The 20,795-nt window shown below is 73.3% G+C and carries 22 protein-coding genes; 14 read left to right on the plus strand and 8 right to left on the minus strand.

All coding sequences use genetic code 11. The features are described from left to right. Window positions 1-24: 24 nt before the first annotated feature. Complete coding sequence (locus ACF073_RS38755; RefSeq protein WP_392076210.1) at window positions 25-1,224, minus strand: alanine racemase; 1,200 nt, start codon at window positions 1,222-1,224, stop codon at window positions 25-27. 14 nt (window positions 1,225-1,238) lie between these two features. Continuing rightward, on the minus strand, window positions 1,239-1,856 hold the full coding sequence (locus tag ACF073_RS38760; RefSeq protein ID WP_392076249.1) for a transcriptional regulator: 618 nt from the start codon (window positions 1,854-1,856) through the stop codon (window positions 1,239-1,241). A gap of 367 nt (window positions 1,857-2,223) precedes the next feature. Here ACF073_RS38760 and ACF073_RS38765 point away from each other — a divergent pair, with 367 nt between their 5' ends. Then, a complete protein-coding gene (locus tag ACF073_RS38765) occupies window positions 2,224-2,997 on the plus strand; it encodes a thioesterase II family protein (RefSeq protein ID WP_392076211.1) in 774 nt (257 codons plus the stop codon). A gap of 162 nt (window positions 2,998-3,159) precedes the next feature. Here ACF073_RS38765 and ACF073_RS38770 read toward each other — a convergent pair whose 3' ends face one another. Both ACF073_RS38770 and ACF073_RS38775 read right to left on the minus strand, forming a co-directional pair. Then, the gene (locus ACF073_RS38770) at window positions 3,160-3,660 is read right to left on the minus strand and encodes a peptidylprolyl isomerase (protein ID WP_392076212.1); all 501 of its coding nucleotides are present in this window, start codon (window positions 3,658-3,660) and stop codon (window positions 3,160-3,162) included. Between the two features lie 340 nt (window positions 3,661-4,000). After that, a complete protein-coding gene (locus ACF073_RS38775) occupies window positions 4,001-5,074 on the minus strand; it encodes an NAD(+)/NADH kinase (protein ID WP_392076213.1) in 1,074 nt (357 codons plus the stop codon). A 315-nt stretch (window positions 5,075-5,389) separates the two neighbouring features. Here ACF073_RS38775 and ACF073_RS38780 point away from each other — a divergent pair, with 315 nt between their 5' ends. Continuing rightward, on the plus strand, window positions 5,390-6,115 hold the full coding sequence (locus ACF073_RS38780; RefSeq protein ID WP_392076214.1) for a DUF4232 domain-containing protein: 726 nt from the start codon (window positions 5,390-5,392) through the stop codon (window positions 6,113-6,115). A 54-nt stretch (window positions 6,116-6,169) separates the two neighbouring features. Here the strand turns inward: ACF073_RS38780 and ACF073_RS38785 are convergent, their stop codons facing one another. Next, window positions 6,170-7,033 (minus strand): alpha/beta fold hydrolase, encoded by an 864-nt coding sequence (locus ACF073_RS38785; RefSeq protein WP_392076215.1) that lies wholly within the window; start codon window positions 7,031-7,033, stop codon window positions 6,170-6,172. Window positions 7,034-7,130: 97 nt separating this feature from the next. On the opposite strand from ACF073_RS38785, the gene ACF073_RS38790 reads away from it, so the two are divergent. Both ACF073_RS38790 and ACF073_RS38795 read left to right on the plus strand, forming a co-directional pair. Continuing rightward, window positions 7,131-7,529: a winged helix-turn-helix transcriptional regulator gene (locus ACF073_RS38790; RefSeq protein ID WP_392076216.1), complete on the plus strand. Its 399-nt coding sequence runs from the start codon at window positions 7,131-7,133 to the stop codon at window positions 7,527-7,529. Window positions 7,530-7,707: 178 nt separating this feature from the next. Then, the gene (locus ACF073_RS38795) at window positions 7,708-9,414 is read left to right on the plus strand and encodes a sigma-70 family RNA polymerase sigma factor (RefSeq protein WP_392076217.1); all 1,707 of its coding nucleotides are present in this window, start codon (window positions 7,708-7,710) and stop codon (window positions 9,412-9,414) included. A 42-nt stretch (window positions 9,415-9,456) separates the two neighbouring features. On the opposite strand, the gene ACF073_RS38800 is transcribed toward ACF073_RS38795, so the two are convergent. Next, the gene (locus ACF073_RS38800) at window positions 9,457-10,278 is read right to left on the minus strand and encodes a CAP domain-containing protein (protein WP_392076218.1); all 822 of its coding nucleotides are present in this window, start codon (window positions 10,276-10,278) and stop codon (window positions 9,457-9,459) included. Between the two features lie 1,089 nt (window positions 10,279-11,367). Here ACF073_RS38800 and ACF073_RS38805 point away from each other — a divergent pair. The 3 genes from ACF073_RS38805 to pqqB all read left to right on the plus strand — a co-directional run bounded on the left by ACF073_RS38805 (window position 11,368) and on the right by pqqB (window position 13,983). Next, the gene (locus ACF073_RS38805) at window positions 11,368-11,775 is read left to right on the plus strand and encodes an SseB family protein (protein WP_392076219.1); all 408 of its coding nucleotides are present in this window, start codon (window positions 11,368-11,370) and stop codon (window positions 11,773-11,775) included. A gap of 128 nt (window positions 11,776-11,903) precedes the next feature. Continuing rightward, entirely contained in the window at window positions 11,904-13,016 is a 1,113-nt protein-coding gene (locus ACF073_RS38810) for a hypothetical protein (RefSeq protein WP_392076220.1), read from the plus strand. Window positions 13,017-13,086: 70 nt separating this feature from the next. Beyond that, entirely contained in the window at window positions 13,087-13,983 is an 897-nt protein-coding gene (gene pqqB, locus ACF073_RS38815; RefSeq protein ID WP_392076221.1) for a pyrroloquinoline quinone biosynthesis protein PqqB, read from the plus strand. A 56-nt stretch (window positions 13,984-14,039) separates the two neighbouring features. On the opposite strand, the gene ACF073_RS38820 is transcribed toward pqqB, so the two are convergent. Beyond that, window positions 14,040-14,456 (minus strand): MarR family winged helix-turn-helix transcriptional regulator, encoded by a 417-nt coding sequence (locus tag ACF073_RS38820; protein ID WP_392076222.1) that lies wholly within the window; start codon window positions 14,454-14,456, stop codon window positions 14,040-14,042. 75 nt (window positions 14,457-14,531) lie between these two features. Next, window positions 14,532-14,882, minus strand: a complete 351-nt coding sequence (locus tag ACF073_RS38825) for a VOC family protein (RefSeq protein WP_392076223.1) — start codon at window positions 14,880-14,882, stop codon at window positions 14,532-14,534. A 367-nt stretch (window positions 14,883-15,249) separates the two neighbouring features. Between ACF073_RS38825 and ACF073_RS38830 the strand changes: the two genes are divergently transcribed. From ACF073_RS38830 to ACF073_RS38860, 7 genes are all read left to right on the plus strand, one after another. Next, entirely contained in the window at window positions 15,250-15,537 is a 288-nt protein-coding gene (locus ACF073_RS38830) for an ArsR family transcriptional regulator (RefSeq protein ID WP_392076224.1), read from the plus strand. 77 nt (window positions 15,538-15,614) lie between these two features. Then, window positions 15,615-16,574 (plus strand): SMP-30/gluconolactonase/LRE family protein, encoded by a 960-nt coding sequence (locus ACF073_RS38835; RefSeq protein ID WP_392076225.1) that lies wholly within the window; start codon window positions 15,615-15,617, stop codon window positions 16,572-16,574. A 67-nt stretch (window positions 16,575-16,641) separates the two neighbouring features. Further along, entirely contained in the window at window positions 16,642-17,103 is a 462-nt protein-coding gene (locus tag ACF073_RS38840) for a fluoride efflux transporter FluC (protein WP_392076226.1), read from the plus strand. Between the two features lie 94 nt (window positions 17,104-17,197). Beyond that, on the plus strand, window positions 17,198-17,572 hold the full coding sequence (gene crcB, locus ACF073_RS38845; protein ID WP_392076227.1) for a fluoride efflux transporter CrcB: 375 nt from the start codon (window positions 17,198-17,200) through the stop codon (window positions 17,570-17,572). Window positions 17,573-17,647: 75 nt separating this feature from the next. Beyond that, complete coding sequence (locus tag ACF073_RS38850; RefSeq protein WP_392076228.1) at window positions 17,648-18,484, plus strand: undecaprenyl-diphosphate phosphatase; 837 nt, start codon at window positions 17,648-17,650, stop codon at window positions 18,482-18,484. A gap of 118 nt (window positions 18,485-18,602) precedes the next feature. After that, the gene (locus tag ACF073_RS38855; protein ID WP_392076229.1) at window positions 18,603-19,334 is read left to right on the plus strand and encodes a FadR/GntR family transcriptional regulator; all 732 of its coding nucleotides are present in this window, start codon (window positions 18,603-18,605) and stop codon (window positions 19,332-19,334) included. Next, window positions 19,331-20,770 carry an amino acid permease gene (locus tag ACF073_RS38860; RefSeq protein WP_392076230.1) on the plus strand — a complete coding sequence of 480 codons (1,440 nt, stop codon included), beginning with the start codon at window positions 19,331-19,333 and terminating at the stop codon, window positions 20,768-20,770. The genes ACF073_RS38855 and ACF073_RS38860 overlap by 4 nt, the downstream gene beginning before the upstream one ends. Window positions 20,771-20,795: the final 25 nt, after the last annotated feature.

A 20,795-nucleotide genomic window follows, 5' to 3' on the forward strand; every position in this document is an offset into this window, starting at 1 on the left:
GGGGCCGGGGCGACGGGCGGGGGGTCACCAACCGGTGACGCGGGGCCAGTACGCCTCGATCGCGGGTGCGGGTGCGGGTGCGGGTGCGGGTGCGGGTGCGGGTGCGGCCGGGCCGTGGGCGCCGTCGACGACGTGGTAGCCGTGGTGCTGGGCGGCGGTGGCGCAGGCATGGTTGGGCAGGACGCGCAGCCTGGTGCCGATGGCCAGCTCGGGCAGGGCGGCGCCGTCGCGGGCGGTGAGGGTGCCGTGCTCCTGGCTGGCACCGGTCATGACCAGATCCGGGATCAGCGTGCCGGCCAGGTCGGTGACCAGGCCATACCCCTGGTCCCGCGGCTGGGCGGCGGTGCCGCGGTCGCGGGACATGGCCATCCAGCCGCCGTCGGTGACGATCCAGCCGTACTCGGGGCGGTGACCGATGACGGTGACCACGACCGAGAGGGCGAGGTCCGCCAGGTCGCACACGCCGAGGCCGGCCATCACCAGGTCGAAGAAGACGTAGTTGCCGGCGCGGAGCTCGGTGACTCCGGTGAGGTCGTCGGCGGCGTGCGCGGTGGGGGTGGAGCCCACGCTGACGACGGGCACGGGCAGGCCGGCTGCCCGGAGCCGCTCGGCGGCGGCGACCGCCGCGTCGCGCTCGTTCCGCGCCGCCTCGCGGCGCTCCCCGGCGGTGTGGGCGAAGTACGACTCGCCCGCGTGGGTCAGGACGCCGTCGAGACAGCCCGCGTCGTGCAGGACGCGGCCGATCCCGGGAAGTCCGGGCGCGTCGGGCCTGAGGCCCCCGCGGTGGCCGTCGCAGTCGATCTCGATCAGGGCGGGAAGGGCGACACGGGCCTCCCGGGCGGCGTCGGCGACGAACATCGCCTGCTCGGTGCTGTCCAGCAGGACGCGCAGGGTGACGCCGCCGCGCACCAGGGCGATGACCCGCGGGAGTTTGTGCGGCGCGATGCCGACGGCATAGGTGATGTCGCGGTAGCCGGCGGCGGCGAACGCCTCGGCCTCGGCGAGGGTGGAGACGGTGACGGGGCCAGGGGCGCCGTCGTGCAGCAGGGCGGCGGCATCGAGGCTCTTGGCCGTCTTCACGTGCGGGCGCAGGACGACCCCGAGGCGGTCCGCCCTCGCCCGCAGGCGCGCGATGTTGCGCCGCGCCCGGTGCGCGTCGACGACGGCGAACGGGGTGTCGGGCTCCGCGAGGGTCCGGCCGGCCGGGGAGAGGGGGGTGGGCATGAGCGGGTGACCCTTCACTTCGCGTAGTTGTAGACCGTCGCCCGGGAGACGCCGAGCAGGTCGGCGATGGCCTGTGCGGCGTCGCGCGAGTCGAAGTAGCCGTCGCGCTGCAGCTGTCGCACGAGTGCCTTCTTGTCCTCCCGGCTCAGCGAGCGGGGGGTGGCGGCGCACTCGGCGGCTCGGGCCTCCACCGCCGCGCGCAGCTCGCGCGCGTTGCGGTCCCGCAGGGTCTCCAGCGGCTGGTCGCGGGGGTCGGTGTCCGTGGCCACGAGGTTCGACAGCGCGAGGGTCACCGGGGACAGCACGGACACGTCGAGGTTCAGGCACAGTGCCGCGACGTACTCGCCGGAGGCGTTCTTGATGCCGATGGACGTGCTCTTCGCCGGGCGGCCGTCGGGGAAGCGGTTGGGGTAGTTCTGGATGACGCCGGGGTACTCCGGGTCGGCGATGCGGGCCAGGCCCAACTCGGTTGCGGAGTCGCCGACCTGACGGCCAGACAGGTTGTTCTCGATCGCGCGGATCGAGTGGTCCGGATCGCGCAGGTCGTGCAGCACCACCTCGCACAGGCCGGGGAACATGCGGCCCAGCGCGACGGCGATCTTCTCGGCCTCGCGGATCAGGTGCTCGTCCACCCGGGCCGCATCCGCACCGGCCGCATCCGCACCGGCCGCATCCGCGCCGGCCGTGTCCGCGCCGGCCGTGTCCGCGCCGGCCGTGTCCGCGCCGGCCGCATCCGCGCCGGCCGCATCCGCGCCGCCGTGGGCCGTGTCCTCCGCGATCTGATCCATGACGCCCGCCCCCTCGGATCTCGACGTACTGTCCATCTCTGGATTGTGAGTCTAAAACTGTGCCGGTCTCCTGTCCAGGGTGTGGGTGTCCCGTCCAGAGGGGCTCCTGGCGCTGCCCGGTGGGCTCCGCCGCGGGCCCGGCCGCCCCGCGGCCCGGTGGCGTCAACTACCTTTCGTACGAGCACACAGCACGTTCCACCGAGGGGGACACATGACCGACCGGTCCAGCGCGGAGAGCCAGGCGTGGCTGCGCCGTTTCCACCAGCCGACGCCGGGGGCGCCGCGGCTGCTCTGCCTGCCGCACGCCGGCGGCTCCGCGAGCTTCTACTTCCCCTTCTCCAAGGCGCTGTCGCCCGCGGTGGACGTGCTCGGGGCGCAGTACCCCGGCCGCCAGGACCGGCACCACGAATCCCCCGCACGCTCCATCCAGGAACTCGCGCAGGGCGTGTTCCGGGCGCTGGACGGCACTGACGAGAGGCCCCTCGCCCTGTTCGGGCACAGCATGGGCGCCGTGGTCGGTTTCGAGCTGGCCCGGCTCCTGGAGGACGCCGGACGGCCTCCCGTGGTGCTCTTCGTCTCCGGCCGCCGGGGCCCGGCCGTCCAGCGGGTCGACACCGTCCACCTGGGCGGCGACGCACGGCTGATCGAGGAGGTCACCAAGCTCGACGGCACCGACGCGGAGCTGTTCCAGGACGAGGAACTGCTGCGGATGATCCTGCCCCCGCTGCGCGCCGACTACTACGCCATCGAGACCTACCAGCGCACCCCCGGGCCGCGGCTGAGCTGCCCCTTCGTCGCGCTGACGGGCGATGTGGACCCCCGGGTGACCCCGGACGAGGCCAGGATCTGGTCCGAGGAGACCGAGGGCGTGTTCGAACTGGAGGTGCTCCCCGGAGGCCACTTCTACCTGATGGACCAGCAGCAGGCCGTACTGGCCCGGATCGAGGCCACGCTGCGGCGGCTCGGCATCCGGGCGGCGGCCTGAGCGGGCGGTGGCCGTGGTGCGACCGGTCCCCTGCCGGAAGGGCCGTTGCCGGACCCGCACGCCGGGTCGAGCGGATGACGGACCGCGCGTTCCGCACGCCCGGTCCGGTCGGGGTGTGACGCGGGCGGCACCGGTGGACCGGTGCCGCCCCGGCGCCGTGCGTCAGGCGAGAACCGTGGCGGACTCGATGACCACCTGCTCGGCGGGCACGTCCTGGTGGCCACCGCGGCTGCCCGTCTTGACGGCCTTGATGGCGTCGACGACGTCCTGACCCTCGGTGACCTTGCCGAACACGGCGTAGCCCCAGCCGGTCGGGCTCTTCGCCGAGAAGTCGAGGAAGGCGTTGTCCGAAACGTTGATGAAGAACTGGGCCGTAGCCGAGTGCGGGTCGTTCGTCCGCGCCATCGCGACGGTGTAGTTGTGGTTCTTCAGCCCGTTGTCGGCCTCATTCTGGATCGGCGCCTGGGTGGGCTTCTGGGACATGTCCTGGGTGAAACCGCCGCCCTGGACCATAAAGCCATTGATAACCCGGTGGAAAATCGTGCCGTCGTAGTGGCCGCTGCGCACATACGACAGGAAGTTCTCGACGGTCTTGGGCGCCTCGGCGTCGTTGAGCTCCAGCACGATCCGGCCGAAGTTGGTCTTCAGCTCGACTGTCGACATCAAAATCTCCTCAATACCAGTGGGGCTCGCCCCACGCTACGTTACGGCCCTGACGGCCGTTCTCCGGTGCGATCCAGGACCACACCGAACGGACGGCTCAGGCGCACCATGGAATATACGACCACAACGGACGGGAGGACTGCCGCAGCACCCCGGGGTTCGAACGGCCATCCGGGTCACGGCCGCTCGATCGGACGGCCCGGCGGACCTTCTCCACCGGCATTTCCGGGCGCCTTCCGCGGCGCCTCGGCCGCAGACATGACGGCCGGTCAGGGGGCGCGGAGCAACGGGGCGGACCTCGCGGGGGAGCAGGCGCCGCGTCGGTTCGCGGGACCCGACCTCAGGGCAGCTGGGGGGTGCCGTCGGGGGCCCGGGGCAGCGCCAGGTGGGCCAGGTCGCCCGGCGGCGGTGTGGACACCGGCCACAGCGGGACGGCCTCGCCGTCGGCGATCGCGGCGGGGGCGTCGGTGAGGTTCATGCGCTCCCGAAGCCTGCCGTAGAAGTCCATCGGACCGAGCCGGACCGCCTTCAGCCGGCGCGGGGCGGCGTACACGCCGATCCAGTCCCCGGGACCCAGCACCCCGCGCAGCTGGCCGTCGATGCTGACGGCGGCCTGGCCCGACCGTTCGAGCACCCGCAGCGCGATGGGCTCGTCCGGCGCGGCCACCACCGAGCGGTTGAACACCATGTGCGGCGCGACCGGCGTGAACACCAGGCCCTCCGCACGGGGCGAGACCACCGGGCCACCCGCGGCGAAGCTGTACGCCGTGGACCCCGTGGGCGTGGCGACCAGCAGCGCGTCGGCCGAATAGGAAGCCAGGAGCCGGCCCGCCAGATAGACCCCGACCGACACCTGCCGGTCCCGGGCCAGCTTCTCCACGACCACGTCGTTCAGCGCGGTGACATTCAGGGCGACGCCCCAGTCGCTGCCCGTCTCGCACTCGGCGCGCACCTGGGGCGGGGGCAGCATCGGCCCGCGGCCGTAGCGCAGCAGCGTCTCCATCTGCGCGGGCACCTCCAGCCGGCAGGACGCCCGCATGGTGAGCAGCATCCGGCTCTCGACGTCGATCCGGTCCTCGCGTACGGCGTCCAGCGCCGCCCGCACCGCCGTGGCGGGCACCTCCGTGAGGAATCCCACCCGGCCGAGGTCGACGCCGAGCACCATGGCGTCGTTCTCGGCCGCCAGCCGGGCACCGCGCAGGAAGGTGCCGTCGCCGCCCAGGGTGACGATGAGGTCCGGGTCGCCCGCGCTGTCGACCTCCTCGCGGGCGCTGTGCCGCGCGCCCTCCTGCCACACGTCGATGTCCGCGCATCCCACGGCGTGCTCGGCGCACCACGCGCGCACGTCCCGCGCGGCGGCCACCGCCTCCGCACGCCCGCCGTGCACGACCAGGCCGACACGGTTCACTGCCATACCCGTCACCTGCTTCCCAGCCGGCTCGTACCGAGCGCCATCCTCGCCGCGGGCGCACCGCCCGGGTGCGCGCCACGCCGCCGGAGGCCGCGGCGCGGGACCCGCTCCCCGGTGCGGCCCCCTACGTGCCCGCGCGGCCCTGACCTCGTCACCAGCGTGTCACAGCACACGCGCCGGGGAACCCGGTGCCGCGGCGCCCTGTCTGTGCCGGTGAGCGCCGGTGCGGCGCCACGCGTCCGGAGCCCGCGAGCCGAGGACGCCGTCCTGACCACACGCGCCTGACCACACGCGCCGAACAACTACACGGGGGTTCCCATGCACGAACGACACATCCGCCGCGCCACCGCGGTGGCTCTGGCCGCGATGGCCGCCACCCTGTCGCTGACCGCCTGCCAGGCCGGAAGCGGCACCCCGGGGGCGAAGACGCCGGCGACCGGGACCGCCTCGGCCGCCTCCTCGGCCCCGGCGGCACCTTCCGCGAGCCCCCGGCCCGCGGGCGCCACCCGGTCCGCCCCGGCCGCGCCCGTGTCGCCCGCGGCCGTCTCCCCGGTCGCCGCCACCCCGTCCCGCGCCACCCCCGCCACCACCTCCGGCAGCGCGCCAGCCTGTACGGCGAAGGCTCTGGAGGCTACGGCCTACCAGGCCGCCGACCGGCCGCGCGGTACCGGCACCGGGGCGGCGATCGTGGAGTTCGAGAACGTCTCGGCGACGGCGTGCGCGCTGCGGGGCCACCCGACGGTGGCCGGGGCGGGCAACGGCTCTCCCGACCACGCGGTCCCGCTGAAGGTGACCCGCGCGGGCACCGCGTCCGCCGTACGGCTCGCGCCGGGCGGCAGGGCCTGGGTGAAGCTGACCTTCGTACAGGTGCAGGGTGAGGCGGACGGGTACTGCGTGTCCGGCGCGACGCCCGCCGGCTATCCGACGCTGGTGGTCGGTCTGCCCGGCGCGGGATCCCATCAAGTCGCCCTGAACGACGGGGTGTTCGCCGAATGCGACGGCAAGGTGACCGTGACGGCGGTGTCGTCGGCGAAGCCCTCCTGACCGCACCGCACCGCACTGCACCGCACCGCACTGCACCACCGCCCCGCGTCGGCGTCAGCCCCGGCCCTCGGGCGCGAGGAACGGCTCCAGCTGGTCCAGCAGCGCGTCCGGGCGGTCCAAGGGGATGAGGTGACCGCAGTCCGGGATCAGCCGGCCGGTCAACCGGTCGGCGTGCGGCCGCAGCTGGTGTTCCAGCGACCGGCCCACCGGGTGGGCGCCGAGGGTGAGGGCGGGGACGGTGAGGCGGCCCCCGCGCACGGCCTCCCGGATCTGCCGGGCCGTGGCGGACAGCGCCCGGTACGGCCCGAACGCGGCGCGCAGGGCCTCGCTCCCGGTGTGGGCGCGGACGAACGCGGCCCGGATGTCCGGCCGGACACCGCGGCCGAGCGTGCCCCGCTCGAGGAACCAGCCGATGTACTCCTCCTCGTGGCCCGTGAGCACGGTCTGCGCCAGACCGGGTTCGGCGTGGAAGCCGAACCACCACGGCGGCCCGCCGGCGAGGAACTCCTCGGCGCCCGGCAGATCCCCCAGCAGCGACTCCATCAGCACCAGCCGCCGCACCAGACCGGGCCGGCGCATGGCCAGCAGGAACGCGGGCGGGGTGCCGGCGTCGATGCCGACCACGGCGGCGGGTCCGGCGTCGAGCGCCGTCAGCAGCCCCTCGGCGTCGGCGGCGAGCGTACCGGCGTCGTACCCGTCGGCCGGGCGGTCACTGTCGCCGAACCCCCGCAGATCCGGCGCGATCACCCGGTACCGGCGGGCCAGCGGGCCGATGACGTCGGACCACAGCCGCCAGGTGTGCGGGAAGCCGTGCAGCAGCAGGACGGCCGGCCCCTGACCGGCGGTGGCGACGTTGAGCCCGACGCCGTCGACGGTGACCCGGCGCAGCCGCACGCCGGGTACGGCGGTGGCGGTCATGTGTGACCCCTTTGCTAACCAATAGTGACAAGGGAACGCTAGGTAACTACCGTCGGCCCCACCAGACCGCACTTTCCCGTCAGAAGGTGACCTTCAGGTGACCTCCCAGGCCAAGGGCGTGCCCGCAGCGCGCGGCGACCTGTTCGACCCCGCGTGCCCGACCCGGCGGCTGCTCGACCGGATCGGCACGAAATGGACGTCGATGGCGGTGAAGGTGCTGGCGGAGGCGGCCCCGGGCGAGGTGCGCTTCGCCGAACTGCTGCGCCGGATGCCCGGCGTCTCGCAGAAGATGCTGTCGGTGACCCTGCGGAACCTGGTGCGGGACGGCCTTGTCGCGCGCCGCGTGGAGCCCTCCGTACCGCCCGGGGTGCACTACCGGCTCACCGGACTCGGCCAGTCGCTCGACACCGTGCTGGCCGCCGTCCGGAACTGGGCCGAGGAGCACATGGCCGAGGTGGACCGGGCGAACGAGCTGAGCGACGGTCAGGGCGGGTAACCGCGAGCCGAGTCGGCGCCCGGTTCCGCCCCGGTGTGATCCCTCCCATTGCGGCCGGCGTGCCGTTGCTGTGAGCTTCGCGTCGAACGATTTTCCGAAGAACTGTTATCGGCACCGCACGGAGCGGTCTCCCAGGTGACGGACAGGACCGTTCGGCGTCGAGGACAGGGAAGTTCTGATGAGGACACAGCACACGGTGGACACGGCGGCTCTGGTCAACGCCGCCCGAGCGGGGGACCAGGCGGCCCAGGACGCCCTGGTCAGCGCGTACCTCCCGCTGGTGTACAACATCGTGGGGCGGGCCCTGAACGGTTCGGTGGACGTCGACGACGTGGTCCAGGAGACCATGCTCCGGGCCCTCGGCTCACTCGGCGACCTGCGGACCCCGGAGAGCTTCCGCTCCTGGCTCGTGGCCATCGCGATGAACCGGGTCCGGGCGCACTGGCAGGACCGGCAACTCGCCACGGGCGCCGTGGAGGAGGCCGCCGACGTCCCCGACCCGGGCGCCGACTTCGTGGACCTGACCATCGTCCGGCTCCAGCTGTCCGGCCAGCGCCAGGAGACCGCGCGCGCCACCCGCTGGCTGGAGCCGGAGGACCGGGAGGTGCTGTCGCTGTGGTGGCTGGAGTGCGCCGGTGAGCTGACCCGGGCCGAGGTCGCCGCGGCCCTCGCGGTGTCGCCGCAGCACACCGCGGTGCGGGTGCAGCGGATGAAGGCGCGGCTCGAGTCGGCCCGCGTGGTGGTACGGGCCCTCGACACCCGGCCCCCCTGCCCGGAACTGCACGGGGTGCTGGCCTCCTGGAACGGAGTGCCCTCCGCGCTCTGGCGCAAGCGAATAGCCCGGCACGCCCGTGACTGCGGGCGCTGCGGCGGTCTGTGGAACGGTCTGCTGCCCGCCGAGGGGCTGCTGGCCGGGCTGGCGCTGGTCGGGGTGTCATCGGCGGTGCTCGCGGCGACGCGGTCCGCCACGGCCGCGCCGGCCGCGGCCGGCCCGGCGGCACCGGTCGCGCCGGCCGCCGAGACCGCCCGCCTGGCCGCCTACTCGGGCCCTGCCGGACCGGACACCGCCGGACCGGACACCGGCGGCGACTCAGGCACCCGGGTCGGACTGCGCGCGGCGCGGCGCCGGGGCACGGCCCGTGAGGAGGCGCGGCGCCGTCGGCGGACCCGGCGCCGGGCCGTCGGCGGCGCCGTGGTGGCGGCCTGTGTGGCGGGCGGCGGCCTCTGGTACTTCGGCGGCTCCGGTCCTGAGACCAAGGAGCCGGCCGCGGCGCGGAGCGCAGGCGCCCCCGTGGTGGACCTCGCCGCGCCCAGCCCCGTCGCGACCTCGTCGTCGGCCTCGCCCTCGGCGTCCGCGTCGCCCTCGCCGTCGCACTCGAAGAAGCCGAGCCCGTCCAAGAGCCCGCGCCCCGCGAAGAAGACCGGCACGCCCACCGCGAAGCGGACCGCGCGCGTCACACCGAGCGCCACCACCCGCGCGCCGCAGGCGCAGTCGGCGCCCACGGGCACGGTGGCGCAGGTGGTCGCGCTGGTGAACAAGGAGCGGGCGAAGGCCGGCTGCGGTCCGGTCACCGAGGACGCGCAGCTGGACAGGGCCGCCCAGGGCCACTCGGACGACATGGCGGCCCGTCACTTCTTCGACCACACGAACCCGGACGGCAAGGGCCCCGGCGACCGCATCACCGCTGCGGACTACCGCTGGTCCACGTTCGGCGAGAACATCGCCCAGGGCCAGCAGACCCCGGAGGCGGTGATGGACGCCTGGATGCACAGCTCCGGCCACCGCGCCAACATCCTGAACTGCTCGTTCAAGAACCTCGGGGTGGGCGTCCACAACGGTTCCGGCGGCCCCTGGTGGACCCAGGACTTCGGCGCCAAGCTCTGACCTGCGCCCCGGCCGGCTGGCGGACCCGCCGGCCGGTGACGGTCAGCGGGCGGAGCCGAAGTCCTGGGTCCAGTAGCTGCCGGGCTGGGCGAGACCGATACCGATCTCCTTGAATCCGCAGTTGAGGATGTTGGCGCGGTGGCCCGGGCTGGACATCCAGCCCGCCATCACCTGGTCCGCCGTGGTGTAGCCGTAGGCGACGTTCTCGCCGTAGCTGCTCCAGGCGTATCCGGCGCCCGTGATGCGGTCGCCCGGGGACGATCCGTCGGAGCCGGTGTGCGACATGTTCCGGTGGGAGGCCATGTCCGCGCTGTGCGCCTGTGCGGCCTGGGACAGCTTCCCGTTCAGGGTCAGGGGCTGACAGCCCGCCTTGGACCGCTCGTCGTTCACGAGGCGCAGGATCTGGCCGGTGACCCCGGACGCCGCCGAGGCGGACTTCGGGGTGCTCGGCGCGGCGGGCGCGGAGGCGGCGGTGGTGGCGGCCGGCTTGGGGGTGCTGGGCCGGGGAGCGCCGGGGGCGATGGCGGCGGTGGTCCGCCGGGGCCGGTCGGCCGTCGGCTTCTTCTTGGCGGTCGGATGCGCCGTGGCCGGGGGCGTGGCCGGCGCGCTGCTGGGCGTGCTGCTCGGCGCCGTGCCGGTGCCGGGAACGCTGTGCCGGGCCTGCCGGTATATCTGCTGCCACTGCTCGACCGGCGCGCTCGGGAGCGCCAGGGGCGCGCTCGCCGCGGCGGCCTGTGACGGGTTCTCCGTGCCGTACGGCCAGTCGGAACAGGCCAGGGCGACGGAGGGCACGCCCACGGCGCCTATGGCGACGGCGGTGATGACTATCCGCCTGTAGTGCTTCGTCTTGCGGTGCTGGCCCATTCGTTCAACCTCACTCGGTGATCGCCGGGCGCTCATTCTCAGGACGGCTTCATATCGAGTGCAAAGGCTCTTCCTACTAGCCCGCCTCGTAGGTTCGGACGGCCCTTGCCAGGCCGTCCGAGAGATGCCGAATTCGCGACTGCGATGTTTGCGTCAGTCTGCCGTCCCGTCAGTTGCGCGCACTGTGCCCTGGATGCGGCGCGGCGCCGAGCGGCCCACGCGCCACCACTCGCACCACGGTCCGCACTCACGGCAAGCCGGACAAATCCCATATGTCGTAGGAGCGAGATCTACTATGGGGCACGCTTAGTAGCAGACGCCACTGTGACGGATGTCACCTCACGCTCGGGTTCGCGTGTTGTACAGACCGCGAAACGGCGGCTGCAATACCGCGGCACGGACCTTCCCCGCACCGCCCCGGGCCGTCCGGACACCGGGCAGTGACGAGGGAAGAGCCGTGACGGAGATCGCCGACAACCGGGCGCCACCGGCCCCGGCCGGTAGCCGCACGTACAGCGACTGGGCGAGGAACGGCACGCTCGAGGACTACTCGCTGCACCGCGCGCCCAAGTCCATCCGCCGCTGGACGCCGTACGCCGTGGCCACCACGGCCCTCGGCGGCATCGCTGTCCGGCGGACCGCGCCATCGGCGTCTCGATCGCCGCTCGCACGGCTTCGCCGGCGCCCTCGAAGGCTCCATCGACCGACACCGGTCTCGCGGGCCGTGTCCCGGACGCCACCGCCTTCGGCGGGTGGACCCCGGAACCCCGCCGTCCGGGCCGGCGCGGACGGCGGCCCGGCGCGGACGGCCGCCCGGTGCGGACGGCGACTCCCACCCCTAGGCCCTGTAGATCATGGACCCGTACTCGGCCGGGGATCCGGGTGCGGCCGGCCTCGCCGGCCCGCCCGCCGGGGCCGGCCGTACCCGGTGATCAGGTCGTGTCCGCCGTGGGGCCGCCGGGCGGCCCGCCGCCCCGCCTGCCGATCGCACGCATGCCCCGGACCGCACCGGGTACGCGAGGCGGGAGCCCGCCCGGACGTCAGTCCGTCCGGACGGCCCGTACGACAGCCGCTACCTGGGGACCAGCCATGGAGACACCCGCACACCCCGCACACGACGCCCAGCCGACGCCCGCCCAGCAGGCGCTGGACGCGTTGGTCGTGAACGCCGAGGACCAGACAGCCCTGGAGACCCTCGCCCACAGTGACGTGCTCGTCCCGGTGCCGGACGACGCGGTGGACGGCGAGGGCGCCGATGCCGGCACGGTGGCCCTGCCGGTCCTGGAGCAGCCCGGGGGAGAACCGGTCGTCCCGGTGTTCACCACCGAGGGTGAGATGGCCGAGCTGCTGCCGTTCATCTCGCGCTACCGCTTGATCCCGCTGGGCGCGCTCGCCGCCCAGTGGCCGGACGAGGACCTCTCCCTCGCCATAGACGGCAGCTCCGCCCACGCGCTGACGCTCACGTCCCAGGGGGTGCGCACGCTGCTGGCCCGCTGACCCGGCACCGCTGAGAACGGCGCGGGGCACCGCCGAAGGGTGCGCGGGCCCGGCGCGAGCGGTCACCACGCCTCCGCGCCCGCCCGCGCGACCGATCATCCCGGCGCCCCGAGCGACAGAATGGGCCCATGGAATACATCGCCGGCGCGGCAGGCATCCTGGTCCTCGGCCTTGTCCTGACCAGCATCCTCCGCACCCTGGTGGTGCCCAGGGGCCTCTACTCCGTGCTGGTGTTCCGGCTCTGGTGGCTGCTGCGCCGAGCGCTCCGGCTCACCGTCCTGCGCGGCGGCTACGACGCCATCGACCGCGCCCAGACCTGGCTCGCCCCGCTGATGCTGATCGGCATGCTCGCCAGCTGGCTGGCCGGCGCCCTGCTCGGCTTCGGGCTGCTGCTGTACGCGCTGTCGCCGCTGTCCTGGACCACCGCGTTCCGGGAGGCCGGCTCCAGCCTCTTCACACTCGGCTTCGCCAGCGGCGCCCGGCTGAAACTGTCGGTGCTCGACTTCATGGCGGCGGCCACCGGACCGGTCCTGATCGCCCTCCAGATCGCCTACCTGCCCACCCTCTACGCCGCCTACAACCGCCGGGAGGTGGAGGTCACCCTGCTCCAGGCGCGGGCCGGCGAGCCCTCCTGGGGGCCGGAGATCCTCGCCCGGCAGTGGCTGGTGGACACCGAGACCGCGCTGCCCGAGCTGTACCGGGCCTGGGAGCGGCTCGCCGCGGACATGGGCGAGAGCCACTCCACCTACCCGATCCTGCTGACCTTCCGCTCCCCGCGCCCGTACCGCAGCTGGCTGGTCGGCATCATCGCGGTGATGGACGCCGCGGCCCTCCAGCTCGCCCTCGACCCGCGGCTCACGCCGCCCGAGGCCCGGCTGGCGCTGCGCGCCGGATTCACCGCGCTGCGGGACATCGCACGGGCCCTGCGCATCCCCTTCGACACCGACCCCTCCCCGGAGGCGTCCATCCGGCTGACCTTCGCCGAGTTCGACGCCGCGGTGAGCATGCTGGAGGCGGCGGGATTCCGGGCCGGACGCACCGCGAAGGAGGCATGGCCGCACTTCCGCGGCTGGCGGGTCAACTACGAGGCGATCGCCTACGAGCTGTGCCGCCGCTGTGACGCCGTACCCGCCCTGTGGACGGGGCCCCGCGACTTCCCGGGCGCCCCCATTCCACCGCGGCGCCCGGTGGACCGGCGGCCCGACGAAGGACGGCCGGGACTTCCTCCCGCCGCCGGATAGCCCGGCCCCGGGAAGGGAAGATCCCGGCGAGGGACCGCACCGGTCGAGGCGGTCGAGTGCGAAGGAGCCGATGGTCGTGAGGGTCGTCCTGCTGGGCACCGCCGCCGGAGGCGGCTTCCCGCAGTGGAACTGCGCGTGCGCGCTGTGCGCCGCCGCCCGGGACGGCAAGCTGCCCTCCCGGACCGGGGAGTGCGCCGCCGTGACCGGCAACGGCCGGGACTGGTGGCTGCTCAACGCCTCGCCCGACCTGCGGACCCGGCTCGCCGCCACCCCGGCCCTGTGGCCGGGACCCGGGCCGCGGGAGACCCTGCTGCGCGGAGTGCTGCTCACGGACGCCGAGGCCGGCCATGTGACCGGCCTGGCCGAATTGCGCGGGACGGCGGACCTGAAGGTCTACGCGGCCCCGCCGGTACGCGCCGTCCTCGCCCCCGTCCGCGCCGCACTCGACCGCTACGCGCACTGGGAGTGGGCCGAGGGCCTGGCCGAGGGCGGCTTCGTGCTGGCCGGCGGACTCGTCGTGACCCCTCATCCGGTGGGCGCGAAGATCCCGAGGTACGTGCCGGCCCAGGCACCAGTGCCCCCGCGGCCCTGGGTGACGGCGTACCGCATCGAGGACCTGGCCACCGGGGGAGTGCTGGTGTACGCGCCCTGCGTCGGCGCCTGGAGCCCCGTCCTCGACGAGCTGTGCGCCGAGGCCGACTGCGTGCTGCTGGACGGCACCTTCTTCGCGGCCGACGAGACGGGCGCATCGGTGGGCTCCGGCGCCGGGCAGGCCGCCACGGGCCATCTGCCGGTCACCGGTCCTGACGGCTCCCTCGCCCGGCTGGCCCGGCAGCTCGGCGTACGCCGGATCTACACCCACCTCGACCACACGAACCCGCTGCTGGACCCCGCCTCGCCCGCCCGCGCACGCGTGGCCGGGTACGGCGCCGAGATCCTGCCGGACGGGGCCGAGCTGATCCTCTAGCGCCAGGGCGTGCGGCGGCGAATCCGGCGGCGAGCCGTTCAGCGGCTGGGCCGGAGCTACGCGGCCGGGTCGGTGCCGCGGCCCTGTTCGGCCAGCATGCGCCCGAGCACGGCCCGCTGCAGCGGCAGCACCTCCGCGTGCACCGCGTGGCCCTTGGGGGTCAGCGCGACCCACACCCCGCGCCGGTCCTCCGCGCACACCGAGCGCTGCACCAGGCCGTCCTTCTCCAGCCGGCCGATCAGCCGGGACAGCGCGCTCTGGCTGAGGTGGACGCGGCCGACCAGGTTCTGCACCCGGCACTGCTCGCCCTGCTCGGGCCGCTCGGTCGCCAGGATGTCCAGCACCTCGAAGTCGCTGGCACCGAGACCGTACGGGTGCAGGACGCGGTCGATCTCGCACATCGTGCGCGCGTGCACCGTGAGGATGTCCCGCCAGCGTTCCTCGAGCCGGGTCTCGGCCGTCATGACTGCCATACCCGAACGGTAGCACCGATCCGGCCAATTGTTGCGCGTGCAACTAGTGTGGGGTGCAGGTGGTCCCGCGGGGGCTCAGGCGGCCGGGTCCTGGAGCAGTCCGACGAGGTTGCCGTCGGCGTCCTTGACGGAGGCGATCAGCCGTCCGTTGCCGACGTCCCGCACGTCCTGGACCACTTCGGCGCCGGCCGCCAGCAGGGCCGCGAGCCGCTCCCGCAGGTCGGTGACGTGCCAGAACGGCACGGGCCCCGTCAGGCCCTGTGCGTGCCCGTTCGGGTCGAGGCCGACGTCCTGGCCGGCGGCCTTGAAACCGATGTAGTACGGCTCGTCGGCGTACGGCTCCACCCCCAGCAGGGCGGTGAACAGGGCCTTGGCCCGCTCCGGGTCCTTGACGGGGTAGATGATCGTGTGCAGGCCGGTGGTCATGGGAATCGCTCCTCAGGGACGCGGGATCCGACGGGGTTCCTCGCCGGTGTTCTCACGCTAGGGCCCGGCGGCCCGCGACGGCTTCTCCGATCCTGACCGCTTGCCGCCGTCACTCCAGCCCAGTAATGGCCGGCACGGAGATCATCACCAGCCAGACGCTCAGCTTCCGTCTCCGCTGAACCGCCCGCAACGGTCCCCGGCCGCTTCGAGCGGACGGGTCCTCGCCGCTTTCCCCGATGGCAGGACCCTCCTCGGTCGCACTGCCGTTCGGTACCGGACAACGGCCGCCGAGTCCCGGACGCGGCGGCGTCGCCGGGGCCACAGTGGGAATACTGCGTACGAGGAGGCCGGGACGGGAGGCGCAAGGATGAGGGGAACGCCCTCGGGCCGGATGCGGCAGACCATCCTGGAGTGGCTCAAGGACCCGGTGGCGCACTTCCCGGCAGTGCGCCGCCCCGACCCCGCCGAGACCGGCGTCACGGCCCGGGCCGTCGCCGTCAAGCTGGGCGTCCCCCGCCGGACCGCCCTCGCCCACCTGGACTTCCTCACCCGCCTCGGCGTTCTGCGCACCCGCCGGATCCGCTGCCGCACCTACTACCGGCGCGACGAGATCCGTATCGCCGAGGTGGCCCGGATGTTCGAGAAGGGCTGGTGACGAAGGGGAGGCGCGGGGTGGGGCGGGCGGCGGGCGGCTGTCAGTATGGGCCGACCCGATCGAGGAGGGGACCGCACATGGAACGGACCACGGCACTCGTGCCGCTGCACTACGTCTCCCTGGGCGCCCGTGGGCCCGAGGACGTCGTCGCCGATCCGCACGGGCGCGTGCTGACAGGAGTCTCGGACGGACGCATCCTCCGCCTCCACCACCCGGGCGACCCGCGTGCGGCCCGCGTGGAGGTGCTCGCGGAGACCGGCGGCCGTCCCCTCGGACTCGAACTCCTTCCGGACGGCGACCTGGTGGTCTGTGACGCCGTACGCGGACTGCTGCGCGTGCGGACCGACGACGGCACCGTCCGCGTCCTGGCGGACAAGGTGGCGGGGGAGCCGCTCCGCTTCTGCAGCAACGCCGTGGCCCTGCCGGACGGCACCCTGTACGTGACCGTCTCCAGCCGCCGCTACCCCCTCGACCAGTGGATCGGCGACATCGTCGAACACACCGGCACCGGACGCCTGTTGCGGCTCGCCCCCGGGAGCGGGGAGCCCGAAGTGCTGCTGGAGGGGCTCCAGTTCGCGAACGGGCTCGCCGTGAGCGCCGACGGCTCCTTCCTGGTGATCGCCGAGACCGGCGCCTGCCGCCTCACCCGCTACCGGCTCACCGGCCCCGGCGCCGGCAGCGCCGAACCCTTCGCCGACCTCCCCGGCATGCCGGACAACCTCTGGCGCGAGGGTCCCGGCGGTCCGCTCTGGGTCGCCCTCGCCGGTCCCCGGGTCCCCCCGCTCGACCTGCTGCACCGCACCCCGCCGGCCGTCCGCCGCGGCGCGGCCCGGGCCGCCGTGCGCGCGCCGTACCGCCCGGGCGGCACCGTCGGCGTCGTCGCCGTCGACGACCAGGGCCGCACCGTGCACCACCTCACCCGCCGTCGGTCCGGGTTCCGGATGGTCACCAGCGTCTGCGCGACCAGTGATCACTTGGTGCTCGGCAGCCTCTGGGAACCCGGCGTGGCGGTCTGCGCGCGGCCCGCCGGCCCGTGACACGCCGGTACCCTGGTCCCGGCCGTGATCACCCGTGAGGGCAGGGCCGAACAGGAGACGTACCCGCATGCCAGCCCCGAAGACGCAGACCGTCGGTGCTCGCCCCCTGTCGGGGCGGCGGCCCGAGTGGCGTGCCCAACTGCCCGTCGTCGCGGTCGTGGCGTTCGGCGGCGCGCTGGGCGCGGTGGCCCGCTACGCGCTCTTACTCGCCCGGCCCACGCCGCCCGGCGGCTTCCCCTGGGCCACGTTCGGCACGAATGCCGCGGGCTGCGCGATCATCGGCGTGTTCATGGTGCTCATCACCGAGGTGCGGGCCGCCCACCGGCTGCTGCGGCCGTTCTTCGGCACCGGCGTCCTCGGCGGCTTCACCACCTTCTCCACCTACGCCGTCGACAGCCGGGGACTGCTCGACGGCGGGCGCCCCGGGATCGGTCTGGCCTGTCTCGCCGCGACACCGCTCGCCGCCCTCGCGGCGGTGTGGCTCGGCTCGGCCGCCGCCCGCCGGCTGCTGCGCGGGAGGGCGCGATGACGCCGTCCGGGCGCCGGGCCCTGTCCCCGAGCGCGGACCTGTCCGGCGCGGCCGTCGGCGCCGACAGAACGGACCCGGAGGGTAAGAAGTCATTGTGAACTGGCTCCTGGTGATCGCGGGGGCCGTGATCGGCGCCCCGCTGCGCTACCTCACCGACCGCTTCGTGCAGGCCCGCCACGACTCGGTCTTCCCGTGGGGCACTTTTGTGGTGAACGCGACCGGCTGTCTGGTCCTCGGGGTGCTCACGGGCGCCGCCTCCGCCGGAGCCGCCGGTCCTCATCTGCGCCTTCTGCTGGGCACCGGGCTGTGCGGCGCGCTGACCACGTACTCGACCTTCTCGTACGAGACCCTGCGGCTGACCGAGGACGGCTCGGGGCTCTACGCTGCCCTGAACGTCGCGGCGAGCGTGGCGGCGGGGCTCGCGGCGGCGTTTGCCGGGGTCTGGCTCGCCGGCGCCCTGTGGGGCTAGCCGCTTGCCATCCGTCCGGGCACAACAAGTAGTGTCTACAACATTGTCGACCAATCCTCCCCAGAACTGGATCCCATGAGCGCCATCTCCGTCGGTCAGGCCGTCATCCTCGGCGTAGTCGAGGGCGTCACCGAGTTCCTGCCCGTGTCCTCCACCGGCCACCTCAAGATCGCCGAGGGGCTCATGGACATCCCCGTCGACGACAAGTCCGTCGTGGGGTTCTCCGCCGTCATCCAGGTCGGCGCCATCGCCGCTGTGCTCGTGTACTTCTTCAAGGACATCAGGCGGATCGTCACCGCGTGGTTCCGCGGTCTGACCGACCGCGAGGAGCGCTACCACCACGACTACAAGTTCGCCTGGTGGGTGATCGCCGCCACCATTCCGATCGTGGTGGTGGGCCTGGCCGCGAAGCCGCTGATCGACGGCCCGCTCGCCTCGCTCTGGGTGGTGGCGGGCTCCCTGATCGCCGGCTCGGGTGTGATGTGGGCCGCCGACCAGATGGGCCGGCACAAGCGCGGTGAGGACGACACGTCCTTCAAGGACGCGATGTGGGTCGGCTGCTCCCAGATCCTCGCCCTGCTCTTCCCGGGCTTCTCCCGCTCCGGCGCCACCATGTCCACCGCGCTCATCCTGGACCTGGACCGCGTCGCCGCCACCCGGCTCTCCTTCTTCCTCGGCATCCCGGCCCTGACCGGCGCGGGCCTGTACGAGCTGAAGGACGCCCTCGGCGCGGGCGTCGGCGCCGCCCCGCTGGCCGTCGGCACCATCGTGTCGTTCGTGGTCGCCTACGCCTCCATCGCCTGGCTGCTGAAGTTCGTCGCCAAGCACTCCTTCAACGCCTTCGTGATCTACCGGATCGTCGTCGGCGGGCTCCTGCTCGGCCTGCTCGCCACCGGCACGCTCAGCAGCTGAGCCGAACGCCGCTGATCACCCCGCGGGGTGCGGACGCCTGTACGCGGGCGCCGCACCCCGCGCGTGCTTCCTCACGCCCTCCTTGACAGCCCCGGCCCGCACCCCGCAGGATCGCTCCGTGAACCTGTCAGACAGCCAGACAGGTGCTCGGGTCCCGCGGCGCGTCAGCGCCATGGAAGCGGTGCTCGACCACCTCCGCGACGCCATCGAGAGCGGCCGGTACGCCATCGGCGACAAGCTCCCCTCCGAGGCCGAGCTGTGCCGTGCTCTGGAGGTGTCCCGGCCCGTGCTGCGCGAGGCGCTGCGCGCGCTGCAGACGATGGGCCTCACGGTCTCCCGTACCGGCAAGGGCACCTTCGTCGTCGCTAACACCGTCGAGGACCCCACCTTCGGTGACTACGCGGCCAGCGATCTGCTGGAGGTGCGCCGCCACATCGAGATCCCGGTCGCCGGTTACGCGGCCGTGCGCCGCACGCCGGAGGACCTGGACCACCTGGCCCATCTGCTGGACCGCATGGAGCGGGAGACGGACACCACCGCCTGGGTGGCGATGGACACCCTCTTCCACCTCGCCGTGGCCGAGGCCGCCCAGAACCCGGTCTTCCGCCGGGTCATCGAGGAGATCCGCGACGCGCTGGCGCGGCAGTCGGCCTTCCTCAACGAGCTGGGCGGGCGCCGCGAGCAGTCCAACCGCGAGCACCGGGCGATCGTCGAGGCGCTGGTGGACGGTTCCGAACACGACGCGGTCGAGGCCATGAGCCACCACCTGGACCGCGTCGAGACGACCCTCACCGACATCGTGCGTCCCCATCGCACGGACCCCGCGACGAAAGGCGGACCCGCGACGTGAGCGAGCAGCACCTCGATGACGAGACACGCGCCTCGTCCGGTCATGTCGACGCCGGAGACGCCGGCTACAGCAAAGGGCTGAAGCACCGGCACGTCAACATGATCGCCATCGGCGGCGCCATCGGAACCGGCCTCTTCCTCGGCGCGGGCGGCCGGCTCGCCGACGCCGGCCCCTCCCTCTTCATCGCCTACGCCGTCTGCGGCCTCTTCGCCTTCCTGGTCGTCCGCGCCCTCGGCGAACTGGTCCTGCACCGGCCGTCCTCCGGCGCCTTCGTGTCGTACGCCCGGGAGTTCCTGGGCGAGAAGGGCGCGTACACCGCCGGGTGGATGTACTTCCTCAACTGGGCCACCACCGGCATCGCCGACATCACGGCGGTCGCCACCTACACCCACTACTGGGGCATGTTCTCCGACATCCCGCAATGGTTGATCGCATTGATCGCCCTTGCGGTCGTGTTGACCGTCAATCTGATCTCCGTCAAGATCTTCGGCGAGCTGGAGTTCTGGTTCGCGATCGTCAAGGTCAGCGCGCTCGTCGTGTTCATGTGCATCGGCATCTTCCTGCTGGTCACCCAGCACCCGGTCGACGGCCACCACCCCGGCCCGGCCCTGATCGGTGACAACGGCGGCGTCTTCCCCAACGGGCTGCTGCCCATGCTGCTGATCATCCAGGGTGTCGTCTTCGCCTACGCCTCCGTCGAGCTGGTCGGCGTCGCGGCGGGCGAGACCGAGAACCCCGAGAAGATCATGCCCAAGGCGATCAACTCGATCATGTGGCGGGTGGGCCTGTTCTACGTCGGCTCGGTCGTCCTGCTGTCGATGCTGCTCCCGTGGAACAAGTACACCGCCGGCGAGAGCCCCTTCGTCACGGTCCTGTCCCACGTCGGCATCCCGGCCGCCGGCGGCGTGATGAACCTGGTCGTGCTCACGGCGGCGATGTCGTCGCTGAACTCCGGCCTGTACTCCACAGGACGCATCCTGCGCTCCATGGCCCTGAGCGGTTCCGCCCCGAGGTTCACCGGCCGGATGAGCCGCAGCCAGGTCCCGTACGGCGGCATCCTGCTCACCAGCGGTATCTGCGTGCTCGGCGTGGGCCTGAACTACGTGGTCCCCGCCGACGCGTTCGAGATCGTCCTCAACTTCGCGGCGATCGGCATCCTCGCGACCTGGGGCATGATCATGATCTGTCACCTGTCCTTCTGGCAGAAGACCCGGCAGGGCGCACTGAGCCGGCCCTCGTACCGCCTGCCGGGCTCCCCCTGGACCGAACTTGTGACGCTGGCGTTCCTCGCCTCCGTCCTGGTCCTCATGTACGCCGACGGCGGCGCCGGACGCACCACCGTGCTCTGTCTGCCGCTGATCGCCGCAGCGCTGGTCGCCGGCTGGTACGGCATCCGCGCCCGCATATCCCGCACCTCCACCGGCGCCGACGCGTGACCCGCGTTCCGGGCGACCCCGACCC

The organism is Streptomyces sp. NPDC015171 (assembly GCF_043079545.1).
In the GTDB taxonomy this organism is placed as follows: domain Bacteria; phylum Actinomycetota; class Actinomycetes; order Streptomycetales; family Streptomycetaceae; genus Streptomyces.

Excerpts from the sequence above, each read along its gene's own strand:
- ACF073_RS38820 (WP_392076222.1), bottom strand. The coding sequence starts at position 14,456 with ATGGCAGTCATGACGGCCGAGACCCGGCTCGAGGAACGCTGGCGGGAC.
- ACF073_RS38835 (WP_392076225.1), top strand. The coding sequence starts at position 15,615 with ATGGAACGGACCACGGCACTCGTGCCGCTGCACTACGTCTCCCTGGGC.
- ACF073_RS38785 (WP_392076215.1), bottom strand. The coding sequence starts at position 7,033 with ATGACCGCCACCGCCGTACCCGGCGTGCGGCTGCGCCGGGTCACCGTC.
- ACF073_RS38755 (WP_392076210.1), bottom strand. The coding sequence starts at position 1,224 with ATGCCCACCCCCCTCTCCCCGGCCGGCCGGACCCTCGCGGAGCCCGAC.
- ACF073_RS38795 (WP_392076217.1), top strand. The coding sequence starts at position 7,708 with ATGAGGACACAGCACACGGTGGACACGGCGGCTCTGGTCAACGCCGCC.
- ACF073_RS38850 (WP_392076228.1), top strand. The coding sequence starts at position 17,648 with ATGAGCGCCATCTCCGTCGGTCAGGCCGTCATCCTCGGCGTAGTCGAG.
- ACF073_RS38810 (WP_392076220.1), top strand. The coding sequence starts at position 11,904 with ATGGAATACATCGCCGGCGCGGCAGGCATCCTGGTCCTCGGCCTTGTC.
- ACF073_RS38830 (WP_392076224.1), top strand. The coding sequence starts at position 15,250 with ATGAGGGGAACGCCCTCGGGCCGGATGCGGCAGACCATCCTGGAGTGG.
- ACF073_RS38765 (WP_392076211.1), top strand. The coding sequence starts at position 2,224 with ATGACCGACCGGTCCAGCGCGGAGAGCCAGGCGTGGCTGCGCCGTTTC.
- ACF073_RS38770 (WP_392076212.1), bottom strand. The coding sequence starts at position 3,660 with ATGTCGACAGTCGAGCTGAAGACCAACTTCGGCCGGATCGTGCTGGAG.
- ACF073_RS38780 (WP_392076214.1), top strand. The coding sequence starts at position 5,390 with ATGCACGAACGACACATCCGCCGCGCCACCGCGGTGGCTCTGGCCGCG.
- ACF073_RS38840 (WP_392076226.1), top strand. The coding sequence starts at position 16,642 with ATGCCAGCCCCGAAGACGCAGACCGTCGGTGCTCGCCCCCTGTCGGGG.
- ACF073_RS38825 (WP_392076223.1), bottom strand. The coding sequence starts at position 14,882 with ATGACCACCGGCCTGCACACGATCATCTACCCCGTCAAGGACCCGGAG.
- ACF073_RS38775 (WP_392076213.1), bottom strand. The coding sequence starts at position 5,074 with ATGGCAGTGAACCGTGTCGGCCTGGTCGTGCACGGCGGGCGTGCGGAG.
- pqqB (WP_392076221.1), top strand. The coding sequence starts at position 13,087 with ATGGTCGTGAGGGTCGTCCTGCTGGGCACCGCCGCCGGAGGCGGCTTC.
- ACF073_RS38800 (WP_392076218.1), bottom strand. The coding sequence starts at position 10,278 with ATGGGCCAGCACCGCAAGACGAAGCACTACAGGCGGATAGTCATCACC.
- ACF073_RS38805 (WP_392076219.1), top strand. The coding sequence starts at position 11,368 with ATGGAGACACCCGCACACCCCGCACACGACGCCCAGCCGACGCCCGCC.